The 19,429-nt window shown below is 56.5% G+C and carries 21 protein-coding genes and 1 tRNA gene; 17 read left to right on the top strand and 5 right to left on the bottom strand.

Going from position 1 to position 19,429, the window contains the following annotated elements; all coding sequences use genetic code 11:
• Positions 1 to 12: 12 nt before the first annotated feature.
• From folP to B5D61_RS01215, 3 genes are all read right to left on the bottom strand, one after another.
• Positions 13 to 894: a dihydropteroate synthase gene (gene folP, locus B5D61_RS01225; protein ID WP_245846418.1), complete on the bottom strand. Its 882-nt coding sequence runs from the start codon at positions 892 to 894 to the stop codon at positions 13 to 15.
• Between the two features lie 12 nt (positions 895 to 906).
• Positions 907 to 1,719, bottom strand: a complete 813-nt coding sequence (locus B5D61_RS01220; protein ID WP_139372987.1) for a histidinol-phosphatase — start codon at positions 1,717 to 1,719, stop codon at positions 907 to 909.
• A gap of 65 nt (positions 1,720 to 1,784) precedes the next feature.
• Positions 1,785 to 2,522, bottom strand: a complete 738-nt coding sequence (locus tag B5D61_RS01215) for a hypothetical protein (protein WP_139372986.1) — start codon at positions 2,520 to 2,522, stop codon at positions 1,785 to 1,787.
• A 255-nt stretch (positions 2,523 to 2,777) separates the two neighbouring features.
• On the opposite strand from B5D61_RS01215, the gene B5D61_RS01205 reads away from it, so the two are divergent.
• From B5D61_RS01205 to B5D61_RS01190, 4 genes are read left to right on the top strand one after another with little or no spacing between them, the layout of a single operon-like run.
• Positions 2,778 to 3,038 carry a type II toxin-antitoxin system prevent-host-death family antitoxin gene (locus B5D61_RS01205; RefSeq protein ID WP_078811471.1) on the top strand — a complete coding sequence of 87 codons (261 nt, stop codon included), beginning with the start codon at positions 2,778 to 2,780 and terminating at the stop codon, positions 3,036 to 3,038.
• Positions 3,035 to 3,292 carry a Txe/YoeB family addiction module toxin gene (locus B5D61_RS01200; protein ID WP_078811470.1) on the top strand — a complete coding sequence of 86 codons (258 nt, stop codon included), beginning with the start codon at positions 3,035 to 3,037 and terminating at the stop codon, positions 3,290 to 3,292. Before B5D61_RS01205 ends, B5D61_RS01200 begins: the two co-directional genes overlap by 4 nt.
• A gap of 47 nt (positions 3,293 to 3,339) precedes the next feature.
• Positions 3,340 to 3,582 (top strand): type II toxin-antitoxin system Phd/YefM family antitoxin, encoded by a 243-nt coding sequence (locus B5D61_RS01195; protein WP_078811469.1) that lies wholly within the window; start codon positions 3,340 to 3,342, stop codon positions 3,580 to 3,582.
• Entirely contained in the window at positions 3,579 to 3,842 is a 264-nt protein-coding gene (locus B5D61_RS01190) for a Txe/YoeB family addiction module toxin (protein WP_078811468.1), read from the top strand. Before B5D61_RS01195 ends, B5D61_RS01190 begins: the two co-directional genes overlap by 4 nt.
• A gap of 13 nt (positions 3,843 to 3,855) precedes the next feature.
• Here B5D61_RS01190 and B5D61_RS01185 read toward each other — a convergent pair whose 3' ends face one another.
• Positions 3,856 to 4,767: a helix-turn-helix domain-containing protein gene (locus B5D61_RS01185; protein WP_078811467.1), complete on the bottom strand. Its 912-nt coding sequence runs from the start codon at positions 4,765 to 4,767 to the stop codon at positions 3,856 to 3,858.
• Between the two features lie 100 nt (positions 4,768 to 4,867).
• Here B5D61_RS01185 and B5D61_RS01180 point away from each other — a divergent pair, with 100 nt between their 5' ends.
• The 12 genes from B5D61_RS01180 to ilvC all read left to right on the top strand — a co-directional run bounded on the left by B5D61_RS01180 (position 4,868) and on the right by ilvC (position 17,328).
• Positions 4,868 to 5,911, top strand: coding sequence for a TIM barrel protein (locus tag B5D61_RS01180; protein ID WP_078811466.1), 1,044 nt, complete (start codon positions 4,868 to 4,870; stop codon positions 5,909 to 5,911).
• A gap of 24 nt (positions 5,912 to 5,935) precedes the next feature.
• Positions 5,936 to 6,769 carry a class I fructose-bisphosphate aldolase gene (locus B5D61_RS01175; protein ID WP_078811465.1) on the top strand — a complete coding sequence of 278 codons (834 nt, stop codon included), beginning with the start codon at positions 5,936 to 5,938 and terminating at the stop codon, positions 6,767 to 6,769.
• Position 6,770: 1 nt separating this feature from the next.
• Positions 6,771 to 7,892 carry a Gfo/Idh/MocA family protein gene (locus B5D61_RS01170; protein ID WP_078811464.1) on the top strand — a complete coding sequence of 374 codons (1,122 nt, stop codon included), beginning with the start codon at positions 6,771 to 6,773 and terminating at the stop codon, positions 7,890 to 7,892.
• 21 nt (positions 7,893 to 7,913) lie between these two features.
• Positions 7,914 to 8,921 carry a carbohydrate kinase family protein gene (locus B5D61_RS01165; RefSeq protein ID WP_078811463.1) on the top strand — a complete coding sequence of 336 codons (1,008 nt, stop codon included), beginning with the start codon at positions 7,914 to 7,916 and terminating at the stop codon, positions 8,919 to 8,921.
• An 87-nt stretch (positions 8,922 to 9,008) separates the two neighbouring features.
• Positions 9,009 to 9,695, top strand: a complete 687-nt coding sequence (locus B5D61_RS01160; RefSeq protein ID WP_078811462.1) for a FadR/GntR family transcriptional regulator — start codon at positions 9,009 to 9,011, stop codon at positions 9,693 to 9,695.
• Positions 9,696 to 9,736: 41 nt separating this feature from the next.
• On the top strand, positions 9,737 to 11,143 hold the full coding sequence (locus B5D61_RS01155) for a DUF1501 domain-containing protein (protein WP_078811461.1): 1,407 nt from the start codon (positions 9,737 to 9,739) through the stop codon (positions 11,141 to 11,143).
• 24 nt (positions 11,144 to 11,167) lie between these two features.
• Positions 11,168 to 14,008, top strand: coding sequence for a DUF1553 domain-containing protein (locus B5D61_RS01150; protein ID WP_078811460.1), 2,841 nt, complete (start codon positions 11,168 to 11,170; stop codon positions 14,006 to 14,008).
• Positions 14,005 to 14,688: a hypothetical protein gene (locus B5D61_RS01145; protein WP_078811459.1), complete on the top strand. Its 684-nt coding sequence runs from the start codon at positions 14,005 to 14,007 to the stop codon at positions 14,686 to 14,688. Before B5D61_RS01150 ends, B5D61_RS01145 begins: the two co-directional genes overlap by 4 nt.
• A gap of 7 nt (positions 14,689 to 14,695) precedes the next feature.
• A complete protein-coding gene (locus tag B5D61_RS01140; RefSeq protein ID WP_176159161.1) occupies positions 14,696 to 15,301 on the top strand; it encodes a hypothetical protein in 606 nt (201 codons plus the stop codon).
• Positions 15,302 to 15,319: 18 nt separating this feature from the next.
• On the top strand, positions 15,320 to 15,934 hold the full coding sequence (locus B5D61_RS01135; protein WP_139372985.1) for a LamG domain-containing protein: 615 nt from the start codon (positions 15,320 to 15,322) through the stop codon (positions 15,932 to 15,934).
• A 59-nt stretch (positions 15,935 to 15,993) separates the two neighbouring features.
• Positions 15,994 to 16,078 (top strand) — tRNA-Leu (locus B5D61_RS01130).
• 221 nt (positions 16,079 to 16,299) lie between these two features.
• Positions 16,300 to 17,328 (top strand): ketol-acid reductoisomerase, encoded by a 1,029-nt coding sequence (gene ilvC, locus B5D61_RS01125; RefSeq protein ID WP_078811456.1) that lies wholly within the window; start codon positions 16,300 to 16,302, stop codon positions 17,326 to 17,328.
• A 149-nt stretch (positions 17,329 to 17,477) separates the two neighbouring features.
• Here ilvC and B5D61_RS01120 read toward each other — a convergent pair whose 3' ends face one another.
• Complete coding sequence (locus tag B5D61_RS01120) at positions 17,478 to 17,948, bottom strand: VOC family protein (RefSeq protein ID WP_078811455.1); 471 nt, start codon at positions 17,946 to 17,948, stop codon at positions 17,478 to 17,480.
• A gap of 235 nt (positions 17,949 to 18,183) precedes the next feature.
• Here B5D61_RS01120 and B5D61_RS01115 point away from each other — a divergent pair, with 235 nt between their 5' ends.
• On the top strand, positions 18,184 to 19,416 hold the full coding sequence (locus tag B5D61_RS01115) for an MFS transporter (protein ID WP_176159160.1): 1,233 nt from the start codon (positions 18,184 to 18,186) through the stop codon (positions 19,414 to 19,416).
• Positions 19,417 to 19,429 lie beyond the last annotated feature (13 nt).

Here is a 19,429-nt window from a genome sequence, read left to right as displayed (position 1 = left end):
CAAGAACCAAATTCATGCATGAGGTGATGAGCTCACGCCCCACAATACCTTGATGGCCTGAGCAGCGGCACGGACATTGTGCACACGATAGATCTGAGCCCCGCGTCGCATCCCGGCGGCGATGCAGGCGAGGGTGCCGGCATCGCGATCCACAGCATTAGGAAGATCCAGCACCTGACCAATCACGGTTTTCCGTGAGACAGGCAGCAGCACCGGACGGTCCCATTTCTGAAGCTGATCGGCATGGCGATACAGCGTGAGATTATCCTCCCGCTGTTTGGCGAAGTCGATGCCTGGATCCAGGATGATGTGCTCGGGAGAAAGTCCTGCGCTATGCGCCAAAGCCAGCTTTTCATCGAAGAACGCAGTCATGGTCTCCAGGATATTCGCATAACCCACATGAGTGTGCCGCACCTTTGGCTGGCCGATGCTGTGCATGATCAGCAGACTGGCCCCATGCTCTGCACAGAGGCGCGCATTCGTGGCATCGGGCAGGGCGCTGATGTCATTGATCAGATCACCACCATGGGGAAGTACCGCCTCGATCACTTCGGAGCGCCAGGTATTGATGGAAAGCAGTGGCGGCCAGAGCTGGGCCGCGTCCCACGGTGCCTTTTCAAACTTTGCTACTAACTCCGGCCAGGCTGCCATGAAAGGAAGCAGCCGCTGGATTTCATCTTCCACGCTGATGGGGCCGCGATTCGTCCGCGCACTCTCGGCTCCGATATCGATGATGTCAGCCCCTTCACGCAGCATGGTCTCGGCTTGAGCCAGGGCTTTGTCGGGGTCTAGGGTGCCATCTCCGCAAAAGGAGTCGTCATTGATATTCACGATCCCCATCACCAACGGGCGGCGGGGAAACTCAATGACGTGATGACGGGCTTTCCAAATCATGGTTAGGCAGAATCAAAGCGGCCATGTTTCCGGCAGGGGCACCACACGACGCTGGCGTTTCTCAAAGCGCACGGTTTCACGATAGCCGACACTGCGAACGAACTCTAAAGCTTGAGCAAAGTCTGCTCCCACATCGGTGGGTTTATGGGCATCGGAATTGATCACGATAGGCACCCCGGCGCTGAAGGCCATCTCCAGCATGGCACGTGCGGGATAAAATTCGTTGAGTCCCTTGCGTAGGCTTGCCGTGCTCACTTCCATGACACCCTTCGTATCCGCCAAGGCCTGGATCACAGGTTCATAATAAGGCCGAAGATCCCCCGTAGGCAGGGCCCCGAAACGCTTGGCCAGATCTGGGTGCGCATAGAAGTCATGCTGCTGAGCGCGGATCATCTTTTCATACAGCCGCCAGTAGTTCTTCCACATCTCCAGGATCTCCGGCTGAGTCTTGAAGTGGTTCATGTATTTCGGATCATCCACGGCCAAGCCGTCCTGGATGTAATGCACACTGCCGATGAGGTAATCCCACTCTGCCAGCTTGGCGATGCGATCCGTCCAGGCCTCGCGTCCCTCCAGGTAATCGCATTCCAGGCTCAGTCGCACCGGGATCTCTGGCACCGCTTCGCGAGCCTGCTCCACCTCGGCCAGATAGACCGGCAGCTCATCCCAGGTCATGCGCCATTCATCCAGAAACTCCGGCGTCGGGTTGTGATCCGAAAAACCAATCTCAGCGAGGCCGATGCTACGGGCATGGCGGGCGTATTCAATCGGATGCCCCTCCGCATGACGGCACAGGGGATGGTGGGTGTGATAGTCGGTCAGCACGCTTCTTTCATGGCGGAGGAGTGGCTGGGGTGCAAGTGGGAGCGAAGTTGGGTTACTTAGCCCCATTACGTTACACTGGTAAAAACGTTGGACTTCATATTGTCCCACCAGCCTTCCAGTTTATGGCGGATTTCTGCGGACACACTAGACGGCGCTCGCAGCTTCATCTCTAGCAGCCCGTATTGGCTTTCTTCATCAAAGCTCGCTTCAATAGACAGTCCCAAGGCTGGGTCGTAGGCAGAGAAACGTTTGGTGTCGGAAAATTGGCAGGGGAATGACCTTAAATTTGAGACGCTGGACTCAATGGTTTTCAAATCAATGGATTCACGTTGTTCCAGAAAGCACTGCCCAAAAGCGCCCGGAGCCACATTGATGTAGTAGATGCCCCAATTTTGCTTTTCCGGCAATCTCGAACGATTTGTCGAAAACCATTGAAGTAGTTCTTGTGTTCCCAATGCACCAAGATTTTCAAATTCATCGGGATCATGGTATCGCACCCATAATTCCCCGGAAGGGGCTGCCCAATAATAGCGATGTCCATCAAAGTCTTTAGCGATACGCCAAAGATCTTTCAACTCAGTGGTCTTTTCAAGAGATGCCAATCCTGGAGTATCCTCATCAATGGTATGAAGATGAGCATCGTGCTCCAACGAGGAAGTCGGCGGGGTAAGTGTGCAGTCCCCAAAGAAAATAGTCTGTGTCACCCAGAGGTGCCTACCAAGACAATCGTAAGGCTTCACTAACTTCTCCAATGTGCAGGTCGGATCATTAAAGCAAAACCATTCACGATGCGGGCGCGTCATAGACTATGTGTCAAACGGTTCACTGGTTGAGGTATGTACTAGTGATTGTAAATATTTTCCCCCCTCTTCATCCCCCGATAATCCCGTGGGCTGCATTTCATCACGCGACGGCACAGGGGATGGTGGGTGTGATAGTCGGTCAGCACACTTCTTTCATGGCTGAGGAGTGGCTGGGGTGCAAGTGGTGGGCGAGGCGACAGCGAGGGATGTTGGTCTTGGCTTGACATTACACGCTATGGACAACATCCTGTCCATATGAAGGCGATCACCTATACGGCGGCTCGGGAAAGCTTGGCGGCGACGATGGATCGTGTCTGTGAGGACCATGATCCGGTCATCATCACGCGTAATCGCGATCAAGCTGTGGTACTCATGTCGCTGGAGGATTACGAATCTCTCCATGAAACCGCGATGCTTCTGCGTTCCCCTGCCAATGCCCGTCGTTTGTTGAACTCCATTGAAGAACTGAAAGCTGGCAAAGGCGTCTCTAAAACTCTGGATGAACTGGAAGCATGAAACTCCTGTTTTCATCGCAGGCTTGGGAGGATTACACTTATTGGCAGCAGGTGGATAAAAAGATCGTTCAAAAGATCAACGGTCTGCTGAAAGACATCTCTAGGACACCTTACTCAGGCATTGGCAAACCCGAGCCATTGAAGCATGCACTCAGTGGTTTTTGGTCACGCCGCATCACGGACGAACATCGTTTGGTTTATCGTGTGGAGGGCGACACGATCCAGGTCGCGCAGGCTCGGTATCATTATGAGTGATGGGAGAAAAACCTTGCTTAGCGCACGCAATCACGCACGTTCTCGGTATGAAGACGGTCACGGCAACATCCGCACGCGCAGATTTCTACAATCTCATTGATGCCACGCTGGCAAATCATGAGCCGGTCCAAATCACGGGTAAGCGTGGCAATGCCGTTTTGGTTTCTGAATCCGACTGGCGGGCCATTCAAGAGACACTCTATTTGCTCAATATCCCCGGCATGCGGGACTCGATTGTCGAAGGGATGAAAACGCGAATCGAAGACTGCAGTGAGGACATTGACTTGTGAGCTACAAACTGGTTTTCACACGCCATGCGCAAAAAGATGCCAAGAAGCTGAAAGGCAGCCATTTGGCGGCCAAAGCCCGTGAACTGCTGGATGTGATTGCCAAGAACCCGTTTGCCAACCCACCACCCTATGAAGCCTTGGTCGGAGATCTGCAGGGTGCCTATTCGCGCCGCATCAACATCCAACATCGTTTGGTTTACCAAGTAATTGAGGAAGAAAAGACCGTTAAGGTTCTACGGCTTTGGAGTCATTACGAATGATTGAAGCAAATCGTTATCCTCGCTTCATCCCCCGATACTCCCGCGGGCTGCATTTCATCACGCGGCGGAACAGACGATTGAAGAAAGAAAGCTGGGTAAAGCCGCTGTGCATGGCGATTTCTAGGACACTGCGATCCGTTTCTTGAAGGTCGCGGCAGGCGGCTTGGATGCGGAGGCGATTGAGGAACTCGCTGAAGGTGCGACCGGAGTGTTTTTTGAACTGACGGGCAAAGGTGGGGCGGCTGAGGTGGGTGAGTTTCAGCACGTCTTCCAGACGCACCTCCTCACGGAAATGCGCCGCGAGGTGGCGCACCGCTTTGGCGATGGCCTGCTGGTAGTGGGTCTCGGTCGCCAGGGCAAAAGAGCGTGCGGAGAGGGGTTGCGGCTCCTGGGTAGAGGTCCGCTGAATGCAGGCGAGGATACGCAGCAGCAGGGCGAGCTGATCCATGCCCTCGGCCTGCGTCAGTTCCTGCATCCAGGCGGCGACTTGTTGCGCGGCAGGGCCTCGAATACGCAAACCGTGGCTGGCTTGGCGGAAGAGATCGCTGAGGGATGCCGTCTCTGGAAACGACCAAAGAGCATGGCCTAACGGAAAGTGCCATTGCACAGAGATGCCGCTGCTGGAGCCACGAGTGTGCCAGTAGTGAGGCAGCCTTTCCCCCAGCAGGACAAGATCTCCGGCCGCGAAGGAGCCAATGTGATCCCCCACGAAACGCGTGCCCGTGCCGGAGGTGAAAAGTGTGAGTTCCATCTCGACATGGAAATGCCAGTGGGTGCCCTCGCCCTTCACACGCTCGACCTGTTCCGGTCCCAAGACGTTTTCCACCTCTCGTAGGGAACGCGACCAGCGCAGCACTCGAAAGGAATGCCCGCTGGGAATCTGAATCTGTTCACGTTCGACCTGCACGGCACTTTCATAACACATTTTCGAACAATTTCGATACAGATTTGAGATGATAGTGCCATTTTTCGAGACAGCAGACGTAGAGCGGAATCTAGGGGCCACGTTAAAAACAGCCCTGCATATGAGCACCCCAACCAACTACCGTTTTTCCTTTGGCCCCTGGAACATCAGCGAAGGCGCTGATCCCTTTGGAACCGAAGTCCGCGCCGTTTTCCCTCACGAGGAAAAGTTTGCCCTGTATCGCCCGCTGGGTTTCGAAGGCGTGCAGTTTCACGACGATGACGTCGTCCCTGGCATGGATGACCTGACGCCTGACCAGATCGCTAAGAAGTCCGGGGAAGTGAAAGCCATGCTGGCCAATCAGGGGTTGATTCCTGAGTTTGTCGCCCCGCGTCTCTGGTTTGCTGAGCAGACCACCGATGGTGCCTACACTTCCAACAGCGCCTCGGATCGCGACTACGCCTGGGATCGCACGAAGAAGTGCATCGACATCGCCCGCTCCATTGATTGCAAAGCCATCGTGCTCTGGCTTTCCCGTGAAGGCACCTACATTCGCGAAGCCAAGGACGCCCGTCTGGCTTACCAACGCATCCTCGACACCGTGAATGCCATGCTGGACTACGATAAGGAGATCGAAATCTGGATCGAACCCAAGCCGAATGAGCCGACCGATCAGGCCTATGTGCCGACCATCGGCCACGCGGTGGCCCTGGCCTATGCTTCCAGCGATCACAAACGCGTGAAGGGCCTCATCGAAAGTGCCCATGCCATCCTCGCTGGCTTGGACCCGAGCGATGAAATGGCATTTGCTCTCGCTCACGACAAGCTGGGCAGCGTCCACCTCAATGACCAGAACGGCCTGAAGTATGACCAGGACAAGAACTTCGGCGGAGCCAATCTGCGTGTCGCCTTCAATCAAGTCCGTGTGCTTGAAGAGGCCGGCTACGGCAAGCGCGGCGAATTCATCGGCCTGGATGTGAAAGCTATGCGCACCCAGCGCGGTTGCCCTGTCACCGACCACCTCAAATACAGCCGCGAGATCTTCATGCACCTCGTGGACAAGGTCCGCAGTGTGGACAACAACCTCATCCAGCAATTCCGTGACGCTCGCGACTACGAGGCGTTGGAATTGTATGTGATGAAGCACTTGATGGGACTCCAATAATCATCCACGACTCCCTCCCCCATCATGAAACAATACCGTCTCAATCGTCTCTTCAATGCCAAGTCTGGCCGCTGCTTTGATGTGGCGGTGGATCATGGATTCTTCAATCAACCTGGCTTCCTCCAGGGCATCGAAGACATGCGTGTGGTGATCAAGACCCTCGTGGATGCAGCACCCGATGCGATCCAGCTCACGCTGGGTCAGGCCCGCCATCTTCAGGAAGTCCAAGGCCGCTTCAAGCCCTCCCTGGTGCTGCGAACGGACGTAGCCAACATCTACGGCAAGGTGCTGCCCGAGAGCCGCTTCAGTCTGATGATCGAGGAAACCATGCTTCAAGCCGTGCGTTATGACGCCGCATGTGTGTGTGTGAACCTGTTCCAGATCCCCGGCGCGCCTGAAGTGCACGAGCAGTGTGTGGAAAACATCCTGCGCCTGAAACCCCAGGCCGACTACTACGGTATGCCGATGATGATCGAGCCGCTGGTGTTCCAGGAAAACAGCGTGGCTGGTGGCTACATGGTGAATGGCGATGAAACCGCCATCACTCACCTTGTCCGTCAGGCCGTGGAGCTGGGTGCTGATATCGTCAAAGCCGACCCGACCGATGACGTGAGTGTTTATCACAAAGTCGTCGCCGCAGCCTCCGGCATCCCAATCCTGGTTCGTGGCGGTGGTCGTGTGAGCGACAAGGAAATCCTGGAGCGCACACAAGGCCTCCTGGCGCAGGGCGCAGCGGGCATCGTGTATGGTCGCAATGTGATCCAGCATCCGAACCCGAAAGGCATCACCCAGGCCCTCATGGCCATGGTGCATGACAATGCGAGTGTGGATGAAGCTCTGAAACTTGTCGCCGCCTAACATGAAAGACGTTCGCATCGGCATCATCGGCGGCGGTCTCATGGGTCGCGAAATGGCCAGCGCTTTTGCCCGCTGGTGTGCACTTACGGACGTGACCGTCCGCCCCGTGCTGGTTTCGGTCGCAGATCTGAATCCATCCACCCTGGCTTGGTTTGACTGCATCCCCTCCTGCACGCAGAAGACCACGGATTATAAGGAACTCCTCTCTAATCCTGATGTGGATGTGGTGTATGTGGCGGTGCCGCATAACCTGCATGAGAAGCTTTATCTGGACGTGCTTACTGCAGGCAAAGACCTCTTTGCAGAGAAACCTTTCGGCATTGACCTGCCTTCGGCCCGTCGCATTCTGGAAGCCGTGAACTCCAGCGGTCGTTTCGTCCGTTGCAGTTCCGAGATGCCCTTCTTCCCGGGGGCTCAGCGTGCGTTTGAGATTGCTCGCAAAGGTGAAATCGGTCGCGTCTTAGAAGTCGTCTCCGGTTTCCATCACAGCAGCGATCTCGATCCGACTAAAGCCGCCAACTGGAAGCGTCTCAACGCGACCTGTGGTGAAGGTGGCGCGCTCAATGACTTGGGCATGCACTCCTGTCACTTGCCCCTGCGCCTCGGTTGGAAACCCACCCGCCTGTTCGCTCAGCTTCAGAAGGGTTATCCTCAGCGTCCCGATGGCAAAGGTGGCGTGACGAATTGCGATACCTGGGACAATGCAATGCTGCATACCTGGACCAGCATTCAGGGTGAGGAAGTGCCCCTGCGTTTGGAAATGAAGCGTCTGGCTCCTGGAGCGACCAACACTTGGTATATCGAGATCCTCGGCACCGATGGTGGTGTGAGATTTAGCACGGCTGAACCCAAGACGCTCTGGATCTTTGAGCGCGGTAAGGAACAGTGGTGGAAACGCACCGATCTCGGCTTTGGCACCCCATTCAAAGCCGTGACGGGTGGCATCTTTGAGCCAGGTTTCCCGGATGTGATTCAGCAGATGTGGGCCGCCTTTCTCATGGAGCGTGCGGGTGAACTCAATGGCCGCTTTGGCTGTGCCACTCCTGAAGAGGCCGTGGCGACTCACGAGATCTTTGCTGCTGCCTTGGAGTCCCAGCGCAATGGCACGGTTGTCAGTCTCTGATCCGATCCCATTCCCTCTGTCATGACCTCATCTCGCTCAGGCATTCTCGCGGCTGGCAACTTCATCGTGGATTACGTGAAGATTGTCGATCACTACCCGCAGCAGGACATGCTGGCTAGCATCCTGAGCGAGTCGCAGGCCAATGGCGGCGGCCCTTACAACGTTCTCAAAGACCTAGCCGCCATGCAGGCTGGGTTTCCCCTGGCTGCTTGCGGTCTCGTGGGAGAGGACGCCAATGGTCGTTGGATTCGCAGTGACTGCGCTGCGCATGGCATTGATACCACGCAGCTTCACAGCAGTTCTGAGCGTTCCACGTCCTACACCGATGCCATGACGGTGCAGAGCACCGGAAGGCGCACCTTCTTCCATCAGCGTGGAGCCAATGCGCTCTTTGATGTTTTGCATTGTGATCCTTTTCGAAGTAGCGCCCGCATCTTGCATCTGGGTTATCTCATGCTGCTGGATCGCATGGATAGCTTCGATGCCACCGGCCGCACCTATGCCTCGCATTTGCTGGAGAAGGCTCGTGAAGCGGGCTTGATCACCAGTGTGGACATGGTCAGCACCGAGAACCCGCAGTTCCGCGAGATTGCACTGAGTGCTTTGCCTTTCACGGATCATCTCATCATCAATGAAATCGAAGCGTCGAGGGTGCTTTCCCGCCCGCTCGCTGCCATGGATTTCCCCGCGCTGCTCGCAGCAGCTCAGGAGATTCTGGCTTTTGGTGTCTCAACGAGTGTGACCATCCACGTGGAGCATGGCGCGGTCTCTTGCCAGAGCGACAGCACAAGCCATATCCAGCCTTCATTGAACCTCCCTGCTGGCTACAGCCAGGGGGCTACAGGTGCTGGTGATGCCTTCGCGGCCGGGTTGTTGTATGGCATTCACGAAGGCTTATCTTTGCCTGAGCGTTTGAAGCTCGCGGTCTGCACGGCGGCAGCTTCGTTATCTCATCCGACTCCCTCAGGCGGTATGAAAACGGTGACAGAGTGTTTAGCTCTTGCGGAGACGTTTGAGTTTCGTGGATAGAGGCTGAACCCCTATCCTAATAGAGGTTGAAATAAAAGAACTGCGACCAGCGTTCTAACAGTGGTCAGACCACCTGATCACCAAGCCATGACTTTGAATGCAATCGCTCGTCCACCTTCGTTGGTGGAAAAAGTATGTGAAAGCCTCGCGGCGCTCGCTCGCAAGCATTTGCCTGAGGAAGAAGCGTGGTTACCAACGGAGCGGGAATTGGCCAGTCAGCTAGGCGTGAGCCGTAGTGTCGTGCGGGAGGCGACCAAACGCTTAGAGCAGCAGGGGCTTTTAGAAGTCCGTCAGGGCCTGGGCGTCCGGACGGTGAATCATTTGCACAAACCTCTGACGGGAGCTCTGGAGCTACTGGTGCCAGAAAAAACGGAGCGGTTGAAACAATTGATCGAGGTCCGGCTGATGGTGGAACCCGAGAATGCTCGATTGGCCGCAGAGCGCGCCACCGATGAACAGGTGGTGGAGTTGCGAGCGGTGCATGAGAGGTTGGTCTGTGCGACGGGTTATGAAGAGTCTGTGTTGGCTGACATGGAGTTCCATCGATACGTGGCCGTCATTTCAGGCAATCAGATCGCGGCCTTGCTGATGCAGTCTTTGTCGGAATTGCTGCAAACCAGCCTAAAGCACGGTTACAAGCGTGTGACACCGGCGACGGCCGTGCGTCAGCATGGAGCGGTGGTGAAGGCCATCGAACAACGGGATGGCTTGGCTGCGGCTCGTGCGATGAGCCGCCACTTAGTAACGGCCCGCGAGGATCTTGGGCTCGAGTAACACCTGTAACTTTTCGCAATTCACCTCTTCAGTTTATCGTTATGACCACGGATCTGTCGGCACTTTCACGGCGGGCGTTTTTGGAACGCATGAGCACAGGGCTCACGGGTGTTGCCCTCACACACTTGATGCAGGCAGTGCCGATTCAGCGGCCGCATTTTGCGCCGAGGGCCAAACAAATTTTGCAGATCTTCTGCCCTGGCGCGGCTTCGCACGTGGATCTGTGGGATCATAAGCCGCTGCTGGAAAAGTTCCACGGAACCCCACTTCCAGGCGGAGAGGCGGAGGTGTCTTTCCAGGGCAAGAATGGCAATCTCATGCGCTCACCCTGGGACTTTGCACGAGCAGGGCAGAGTGGAAAGATGATCTCCTCCATGTTGCCCAACATGGCACGTCATGTGGATGACATCGCCTTCATCCATAGCATGACTTCGCGGACCAACACGCATGGTCCGGGCTGTGTGAACATGAATTCCTGCTTCACACGGGATGGCTTTCCCAGTGCAGGTTCTTGGGTCAGTTATGGCCTGGGAAGCTTGAACGATAACCTCCCGACGTATGTGGCCATCCAGGATCTGCGAGGGGAGCCCCCGAATGGGAAGGCGAATTGGTCCAACGGCTTCCTTCCTGCCCAGCATCAAGCGGTTTCTATGTCCGCCCAACAGATGCTGCGCAATCTTCAGCGACCCACTGCGGTCAGTGGCCGTGAAGAAGAAGCGACTCGTGACTTCATTCACTTTCTCAACGAGCAGCATGCCGCTGAACGTCCCGGCAACCAGGAGCTACGGGCACGGATGGCCAGTTATGAGTTGGCGGCACGAATGCAGTTGGCGGCACCAGAAGTCAGTGATTTGTCGCATGAGTCGGCATCCATTCGGGAACTCTATGGCACGGAGGATAGCAACCATCTCAAGGCAGCCTATGCGCGTAATTGTTTGCTCGCCCGCCGCCTTTTGGAGCAGGGAGTGCGTTATGTCAGCCTGTATTGTGCCAGCCGTGCCAGTGCCGTGGATGGTCTTCTGAATTGGGATGCTCACAAGACGCTCAAGGCTGACTACGAACGTCATTGCCCCATCTTCGATCAGCCGACCGCGGCCTTGCTTACCGATCTGAAACAGCGAGGGATGCTGAATGACGTCTTAGTGGTCTGGTGCACCGAGTTTGGTCGCATGCCCACGCATCAGCAGGGCACCTCCGGGCGAGATCACAATCCTGATGCTTTCACCACCTGGATGATGGGGGCGGGAGTCAAGGGGGGGATCAGTCACGGTGCCACCGATGACTTTGGACGCCGCAGTGTGGAGGATGTGGCAACGGTCTATGACTTCTACGCCACGGTTCTGCATTTGTTAGGGTTGGATCACGAAAAACTGACCTATTACCACAACGGCACCAATCGCCGTCTTACGGATGTGCACGGACACGTGCTCAAGGACCTGCTGGTTTGAAGCGATGTGAAGAGCCCTCTTGTTATGAAAACGTTGTTACCATTGGCTTTCATTTTGGTTTGGGTCCAAACGCGTGCGGACGACCACACCTTCTTCGAGCAAAAGATCCGTCCAGTCTTGGTGGAGCAGTGTTACAGCTGCCATAGCGCGGAAGCGAAGAAGCTGAAAGGCAATCTCTATCTCGATTCGAAAGCGGGCTGGGAGGCGGGGGGTGATAGCGGCTCACCGGTCATTGTTCCCGGTAATCCGCAGGATAGCTTGCTGATTCGTAGCCTGCAGCATGTGGAGGAGGGCTTGGAAATGCCGCCCAAGAAGCCCAAGTTGTCCGACGCGATCATCTCAGATTTTATCACCTGGGTTAAAATGGGCGCGCCGGATCCACGCGCGGGAATGAAAATCGAGGCGAAGCGTGCGGATAAATCCTGGTGGTCACTGCAACCGCTCCGCGAAGATCTCACCCAGGATCATCTGGACGATTATGTGCAGGATAAGCTGGCAGAAAAGGGCCTGCATCTGAATCCTCCTGCCGACGGACGCACGCTCATCCGGCGCATGACCTATGATGTGATCGGATTGCCGCCCACACCGGAGGAGGTGGCTCAGTTCGCTGAGGAGTATGCCCGCAATGCCGAAGCCGCGACGGAAGCGTTGGTGGATCGTCTATTGGCCAGCCCGCGCTATGGTGAACAGTGGGGACGTCATTGGTTGGACGTGGTGCGCTTTGGTGAAAGCAATGGGTTCGAACGTAACTTCATCATTGATGATCTCTGGCCCTTTCGGGATTACGTCATCCGCTCGCTCAATGATGATAAACCTTTCAATCGGTTGATCGTGGAGCATCTGGCTGGCGATGTGGTGGGGAAAGATCAGCCGGAGATCGAAGTGGGTAGCGCCTTCCTCGTCGCGGGTCCCTACGATGATGTGGGCAATCAAGATCCGGTTGCCCAAAAAAATATCCGAGCGGCGACGTTGGATGATATGATTACCGCTGCGGGCAGTGCCTTTCTTGGCCTAACGATCAATTGCGCACGCTGCCATCATCATAAGTTCGATCCCATTCCCACCGAGGATTATTATCGGATGCGGGCCGCCTTTGAAGGGGTCAAGCATGGGCGCCGTGTCATTGCGAGCCGCGAAGCCCGGGCTGCCCATTCGGCAGCGGTCAGGCCCTTGAATGAGAAGTTGGCCAAGCTGAACGAGCGGAAAGCGGCTCTGGATAAAGAAATCGAAAAACGCGCCCAAGCGGTCAATGCGGCGCAGAAGCCGACTCGTCCGAAGATTGACGTGCATGGCACGGAAGAGAATTTCGCCCCGGTGGAAGCTCAGCGGGTGCGGTTTGTGATCCATGCCACGACGGACCTGAGTCCGAAAAGCGCGGTTTCGGGGCGATTGACGGAGTTTCAGGTATGGAGCGCTGAGGTGCCGAAACGCAATGTAGCCTTGGCTGCAGAAGGCGCTCGTGCAGAAGGGGCAAAGTCGGCGACCGCCGAGGATTTCCCAGAGGCTTATGGACCGCAGCTCTGCATTGATGGCCAATTCGGCGAGCAATGGTTCATCGGACAGCCCGCCACTCTCACGCTGACTTTAGCGAAGCCGGAGCGTATCCAGGGCATCACCTTCATCAATGCCCGAGGGGGACGTGAGTTGGATGATAGCAAAGTGCGCGGGGCGACTCCCTGTGAATATGAGGTGCAGGTCTCCATGGACGGTGAGCACTGGCAAACCGTGGCGAGTGATGAAGGGCGTGAGCCCTGGAGTCCCGCTCACGGTATAGCCAAAGCAAAGCGACAGGTGACACGTGCGGATGAGGCGCAAAGTCTGAAGCTGTTAGACAAAGAGATGGCGCAAATTCAGGCTGCTTTGAAGGCCATCGTCCCTTTACCGACGGTCTGGGCGGGCACTTATACCCAGCCGAAGGAACCCACCTTCGTTCAGCAGGGCGGGGATCCGATGAAGCCCACTGAGCCAGTGCAGCCTGCCAGTTTGAAGGTCTTAGACCAGCTTGTGCCAGAGTATGCGTTACCTGAAACAGCTTCAGAGGGGGAGCGTCGCTTAGCTCTGGCTCGTTGGATCACTGCTGAGAAAAATGCGTTAACCTTGCGGGTGCTGGCCAATCGGGTTTGGCACTATCATTTCGGCATAGGTCTGGTGGATACCCCCAGTGACTTCGGGTTCCTCGGAAGTCAGCCCACCCATCCTGAGCTGCTCGACTTTCTGGCTCAGCGTCTGCGCAGTTATGGTTGGCGATGGAAGCCTCTGCATCGGGAGATCTTGCTTTCGCGCACGTATCGGCAGTCGGGGCAGTATCGTCAGGAGGCAGCGCAAGTGGATCAGGAAGCCCGGCTCCTCTGGCGCTTCCCGCCGCGCAGACTGACGGCAGAGGAGGTGAGAGATACCTTTCTCAGTGTGGCAGGGAAACTTCAGCTCGAACCCATGGGCGGTCCAGGGTTCAGGCTTTACAAATTCACGCAAAACAATGTGTGCACGTATTTCCCACTGGATCAGCATGGACCCGAGACGTGGAGACGTGCCGTGTATCACCAGAATGCCCGCGCCAGTGTGGTGGATGTCTTGAATGACTTTGATCTTCCTGACATCTCCTTTGCAGCCCCGCGCCGTGCCAGCACCACATCCCCCTTGCAGGCGCTGACGCTGTTAAACCACAGTTTCACGCTGGAGATGGCGCAAGCTCTGGCAGAGCGCAGTCGTGGTAATGACCCTGTCAGCCAAGCCTTTCGCTATCTGTTTCAGCGAGCTCCCACATTGCCTGAAAGAAGCGCGGCAGAAGCTCTCGTTCAGAGCCACGGCATGGCAGCACTATGCCGTGGCTTGTTAAATTCCAACGAACTGCTTTATCTCGAATGACCACCTCTCGTTGCTGGATGTGTCTGGGTTCACTGGTTTGCCTTTCGGTGCTCACGCTGGCAGCGGAGGAGCAGGACTGGGTGGAAACCTTTGAGCCCATTCATGCGGAGCGTTTTCTCACACCCATTCCGAACAAGAACACCGAAGTGCGTGATGGGGTCTTGTGGACGCGCGGTAGCAGTGGAGGCAAATACCCTCCCATGTTTTACCTGGGAGTTGAAGGCGCGGATCTGACGCTTTCTTTCCGCTATCGGCATTTGCAAGCCGGGGGTTGGCTTTGGTTTTTTGTGGATGGCGATGATGGCTTCGGCAGCACGGATCATTTGCTGCGCGTCAAGTTACTGCGAACCGGCCTCCAACTCCAAGTGGATGGACATTCCAAAGATCCGGCACATCCCCAGCGTCAGATGAAACGCGAGGCCGATGCCGTGAGTGGTGCCTACCGTTTGAATGAGGTGCTGCCTTTGCAGCCACTTTCTCTCCAGGAGAATGTCTGGCACGAGGTCAAACTCACGTTTCGTGGGGATATTCTGAGCCTGCATCTGGACGGTCAGCTTTATGTGGATGCCCTGAAACGCCCCGGCTTTAAGGGCCAGAAGCGAAAACTACTCTGGATGCAAAATGGCGGAGAAAAGGGGATCGAACTCGATGATCTCCGCGTTAGTGCAGTTCAACCCTGATCCAGCCATGATCCCGCTTCGTTCTTTCCTCTCCTTGATCTTTGTCTTGGCCGCCAGCCTTCCTGCGGCTGAGCCTCTTTTGATCAGCCAGCCTCAGCCTGAGATTGCGAGCCCAAGCTTCAAAGAGCCCTTGGACAAGACCTGGAGCATCGCGCATGGACGTTGGACACCTCGCGAGGGAGTGCTGGATGTGGTGGAGTTGCCTGAAAACAAACATGTGCCGGTCCTGCATCACAAGGTGCCTCTTCAGACAGCCGTGATTGAGTGCGAGGTTCGATTCGATAAACCCGGCACCTTTCTGGTGGGATGCGATGCGACGAAGCATGTCGGCCGAGTCATTGTGAAACCCGATGGACTCAGCATCGCAGAAGACTCCGTGAAACCCTCTCACACCTTGGCGACTCTGAAGCTGCCGGTGAAAACAGGGGAATGGCATCACCTCCGGGTGGAATGGACGGGCGATCAAATGGCGGCTAATTTGGACGGACATACGCTCAAGGCTCAGCATCCGTATCTGGCCACGCCGAAGACGCGCAGTTGGCTGGCGGTGGGCAAGGCGGCTCAGGTGCGTGCGTTGAAGGTCTCTGGCACCGCCCGTGCAGCTGCGAAGTGAGTTGCAAAACAGCCTCCGATGAAACTGTCCGCATTCTTGTTGATGCCATGGCTGATCCTAGCCAGTGCAGGTTTGAGCTTGGCCGAAGAGCCACAGGTGCTTCTCAAGGAGGACTTTCAGCAACCGCTCTCGCCACAGTGGTTCTGGGGCTTGGGCACTTGGACCACTCACCAGGGCGTGTTGCGGGGATTCGAATCTGGACCTCGCCGTCATGGGCCGGTGAAAATGCGCCGTTTTCCCCTGACGGATGGGATCGTGGAATGTGAGTTTCGGCTCGAAGGCCAAGCTGGCTTTGCTGGAATCATTTTTAACGGGAGCCAAGAGCGTGGGCACATCGTGCATCTCGTCATGGCGCGCGAGGAATTGCGGGTGCTGGCTCACCCCGAAAAAGGCAAGACCGAAGAACTCTATAAACAAGCCCACACCCTGAAGCCGGAAGTGTGGCATGAGGCTCGCCTTGTTTTCAAAGGCAGCGTCTTCACCGCCACCGTTGATGGGCAAACGTTCAGCGTCAGCCATCCCGCTCTGGCCGAGGAAAAGCAGGCCTTCGGCTTGGGCGGCGACTCTGGCGGGCCTGACGGGGAGAAAATCGGGGCGTTGGAATTCAGAAATCTCACGATCTTGAAAAATTGATTCCACTTTGCCTTTGGCCTCTGGCTAAAACTTGCTAAGGTAAAGGCCCTCTGCATCGCGCCGATGTGGTGAAATGGTAAACACAGCAGACTTAAAATCTGCTGGGAGGTAACTCCCTTGCCGGTTCGAGTCCGGCCATCGGCACACTCTTCAGCAGTTCAAGCCCAGGCGAACGAAGCCTTTTTGAAGCTGCATAACCATCACTGCGGTGATGCTCGATGGCGGTTCGTTAGGGCGGTCACAGCCCTCCAAGTGGCCAAAAGTGCCCTTTTTGGCCTCCAGATGGCCTAACAGCGTGTCAACTCCCTCTTGACCATGTCCCCCAGTTGCACCACTCTGCCCGCCCTCAAACCAGACCACAACTAATGCCCGCTAAAATCTATACTGAAAAAGACGCCAGCCTGGCGCCTCTGAAAGGCAAAACCTGCGCCGTGATCGGCTTCGGCTCCCAGGGCCATGCTCACGCCCTCAACCTCAAGGAAAGCGGCGTCAACGTCATCATCGGTCTGTATGCTTCCAGCAAGAGCCGCAAGGTCGCTGAGGAAAAAGGTTTCAAAGTTTATGACACCGCTGAAGCTGTGAAGCTGGCAGACGTCATCTTCGTCGCCGTGCCAGACACGAAGATTGGTGGCGTGTATAAGAAAGACATCGCCCCGAACCTGACCAAGGGTAAGACCCTCCTGTTCAGCCACGGTTTCGCCATCCTTTACAAGACGGTCGTTCCGCCGAAAGACGTGAACGTGATCATGGTGGCTCCTAAAGGCCCTGGTCACATCGTCCGCCGTCAATACACCGAAGGCAAAGGCGTTCCTGGCCTTATCGCCATCTATCAAGACCCAACCAAGAAGTCCAAGCAGATCGCTCTGGCCTGGGCACACGGCGTGGGTTGCACCCGTGGCGGCGTCATCCAGACCACCTTCAAGGAAGAAACTGAAACCGACCTCTTCGGTGAGCAGACCGTTCTTTGCGGCGGCACCGCTGCCCTCGTGCAAGCTGGTTTCGAAGTGCTGATCGAGGCTGGCTACTCTCCTGAGATGGCTTACTTCGAGTGCTTGCACGAACTGAAGCTCATCGTGGACCTCATGAACGAGTCCGGCATCGCCGGCATGCGTTTCTCCATCTCCGAAACCGCCAAGTGGGGTGACGTGAAGGTGGGTCCGAAGATCATCGACGCCAGCGTCAAGAAGCGCATGAAGGCCGCTCTGAAGGACATCCAGACTGGCAAATTTGCCAAGGAGTGGATCAAGGAAACCGAAACCGGTTACAAGACCTTCAACAAGCTCCTCAAAGACGGTGAGAAGCACCCGATCGAGAAGACCGGCAGTCGTCTCCGCGGCCTGATGCCTTGGATCAAGAAGCGCGACGTGAAGGGCCAGCAGGCCAGCTACGAGTGATGATGAGGCCGCCGAGCGCGGTCACATACTCCACTTTTCCAAAGGCACGAGTCGAAAGGCTCGTGCCTTTTTTTTGTTCAGTAGATCTAGCCCTTCGCTCCCCTATTCAGATATCCCCTCGTCGCCACCCAAAACGTTCGAATCACTTGTTAGGCAGCTTGCCACTTTGCCATCAGCCGGGTCATCTCGGCCTCGGAGACGTCTTTCACCCGCTGAGCTAAAGTCCAGCGATAGCCGAAAGGATCGTTCACTCGGGCCGTGCGATCTCCGTAGAACTGATCCGCCGGACCTTGCACCTCAAAAGCACCCACCTTGAGGGCTTTTTGAAAGGCTGCGTCCACATCAGGTACATAGATCATGAATAGGCCACCTTTACCCACTTCCGGAGCCCAACATTGATAGCCAGGGTATTCATCTGAAATCATAAGCGTGCTGTCTCCAATGCGGAACTCCGCATGTGCCACCCCGCCTGTCTGAGGATCGGTCAGCCGCAGACCCAGCACGGCCCCGAAAGCTGCCTCGTAGAACTTGAGGGCCACGCTTGCATCCTTAACCGTTAAGGATGGAGTGATGGAACGGTAACCCACTGGAACATAGATCGGGGTGGTGGAGGTGCTCATGACGCATGTGGAGGGAAGAAAACGCAGGAGTTCTTTCACGAAGATATCGAATCTGCTCGGACGAGTGCGTGGCTGCGCGATTTGCCCCAGCCAGAGCAGAAAAGCACGGCTGCGGCCTGACTAAAAGAACTGAAAACTGATACGAATCTCCTCAACTGCTGAAAAACTCCTGTCCACTCCGTTCAAGATGATGGATCAGGCACGGTCCGTTCCGTGCTCGCCTTCTTCGTATCGTATGAATCGCCCCGCTTCCTGGAAATGGTGGATCACCGGCCTGCTGCTGCTGGCCACGACGATCAATTACATGGACCGCGTGACGCTGGCGAATGCCTCCGTGCGGGTGACGCAGGAATTTGGCCTCAGTGATGAGCAGTATGGGCATCTGGAGTTGGTCTTCGGTTGGGCCTTTGCGGCAGGTTCCCTGGTGTTCGGCTTTCTGGCGGATCGGTTCCGCATCTATTGGCTGTATCCTTGTGTGCTGGCGGGCTGGTCCCTGATGGGCATGATCTCCGGATGGACGCGGACGTATGAGGAACTGTTAGTGTGCAGGATGTTGCTCGGTTTCTTCGAGGCCGGGCACTGGCCCTGCGCACTGAAGACCACCTTTGCCCTGCTGAGTGAAAAGGACCGCACGATGGGGAACAGTGTCTTGCAGAGTGGCGCCTCCATCGGAGCCATCATCACGCCGCAGATCATGGCGCTGCTGATGACGCAGGAGGATCTTGGCTCCTGGCGCAGTGCATTCATCGTGGTGGGGGCGGCAGGCCTGCTCTGGGTGGCGGTGTGGTTCATCCTCCTGCGTCCGGCGGAGCTGGAGGTGCCGCCCGCTACTCAGGCTAACCCACCGACCCAACCGCTGTGCGGTATCCTGCTCAGCCGTAACTTTTGGGCTCTTGCCCTACTCATCACGGGCACGCAAACCGTGTGGCACATCTATCGGGTGTGGCTGATGAAGTTTTTGCAAACGGGACGCGGCTACAGCGAAGCGGAGGCGCTGAATTTCACCTCGCTCTATTACATCTCCACGGATGTGGGCTGCGTGCTGGCCGGGGTAGCCTCGCTCTGGCTGGTGCGTCGGTTTGGTCTAAGCCCGCACCACTCTCGCCGCCGGGTGTATGCGGTGGCCTGCGGTTTCACCTCCCTGAGCCTGCTGCTGCCATGGCTGGGGCAGGGCTGGGTGCTGCTGGGCGTGCTACTGCTGATCGGGGCGGGTGCGCTGGCGCTGTTTCCTTGCTACTACAGCTTTGTGCAGGAGCTCTCCGTGCACCATGTGGGCAGGCTCACAGGTTTGCTCAGCCTGTGGGTGTGGGCGGTGACTTCGCCCCTGCATCGCGTGTTCGGCAATCTGGCAGACCGCAGTGGCTCCTATGACACCGGGTTGGTCATCGCCGGTCTGGCCCCATGGATTGGGGTAGCGGCCATGGCGCTGCTATGGCAGCGTAACAAAGTGCTGTCAGCGGCGCAGTGAATGAGCGAGAGGC

The organism is Prosthecobacter debontii (genome assembly GCF_900167535.1).
Classification (GTDB): Bacteria; Verrucomicrobiota; Verrucomicrobiia; order Verrucomicrobiales; family Verrucomicrobiaceae; genus Prosthecobacter; species Prosthecobacter debontii.
Note: the sequence above shows the minus strand (reverse complement) of the source record. Positions and strands in the feature narration are given on the sequence as shown.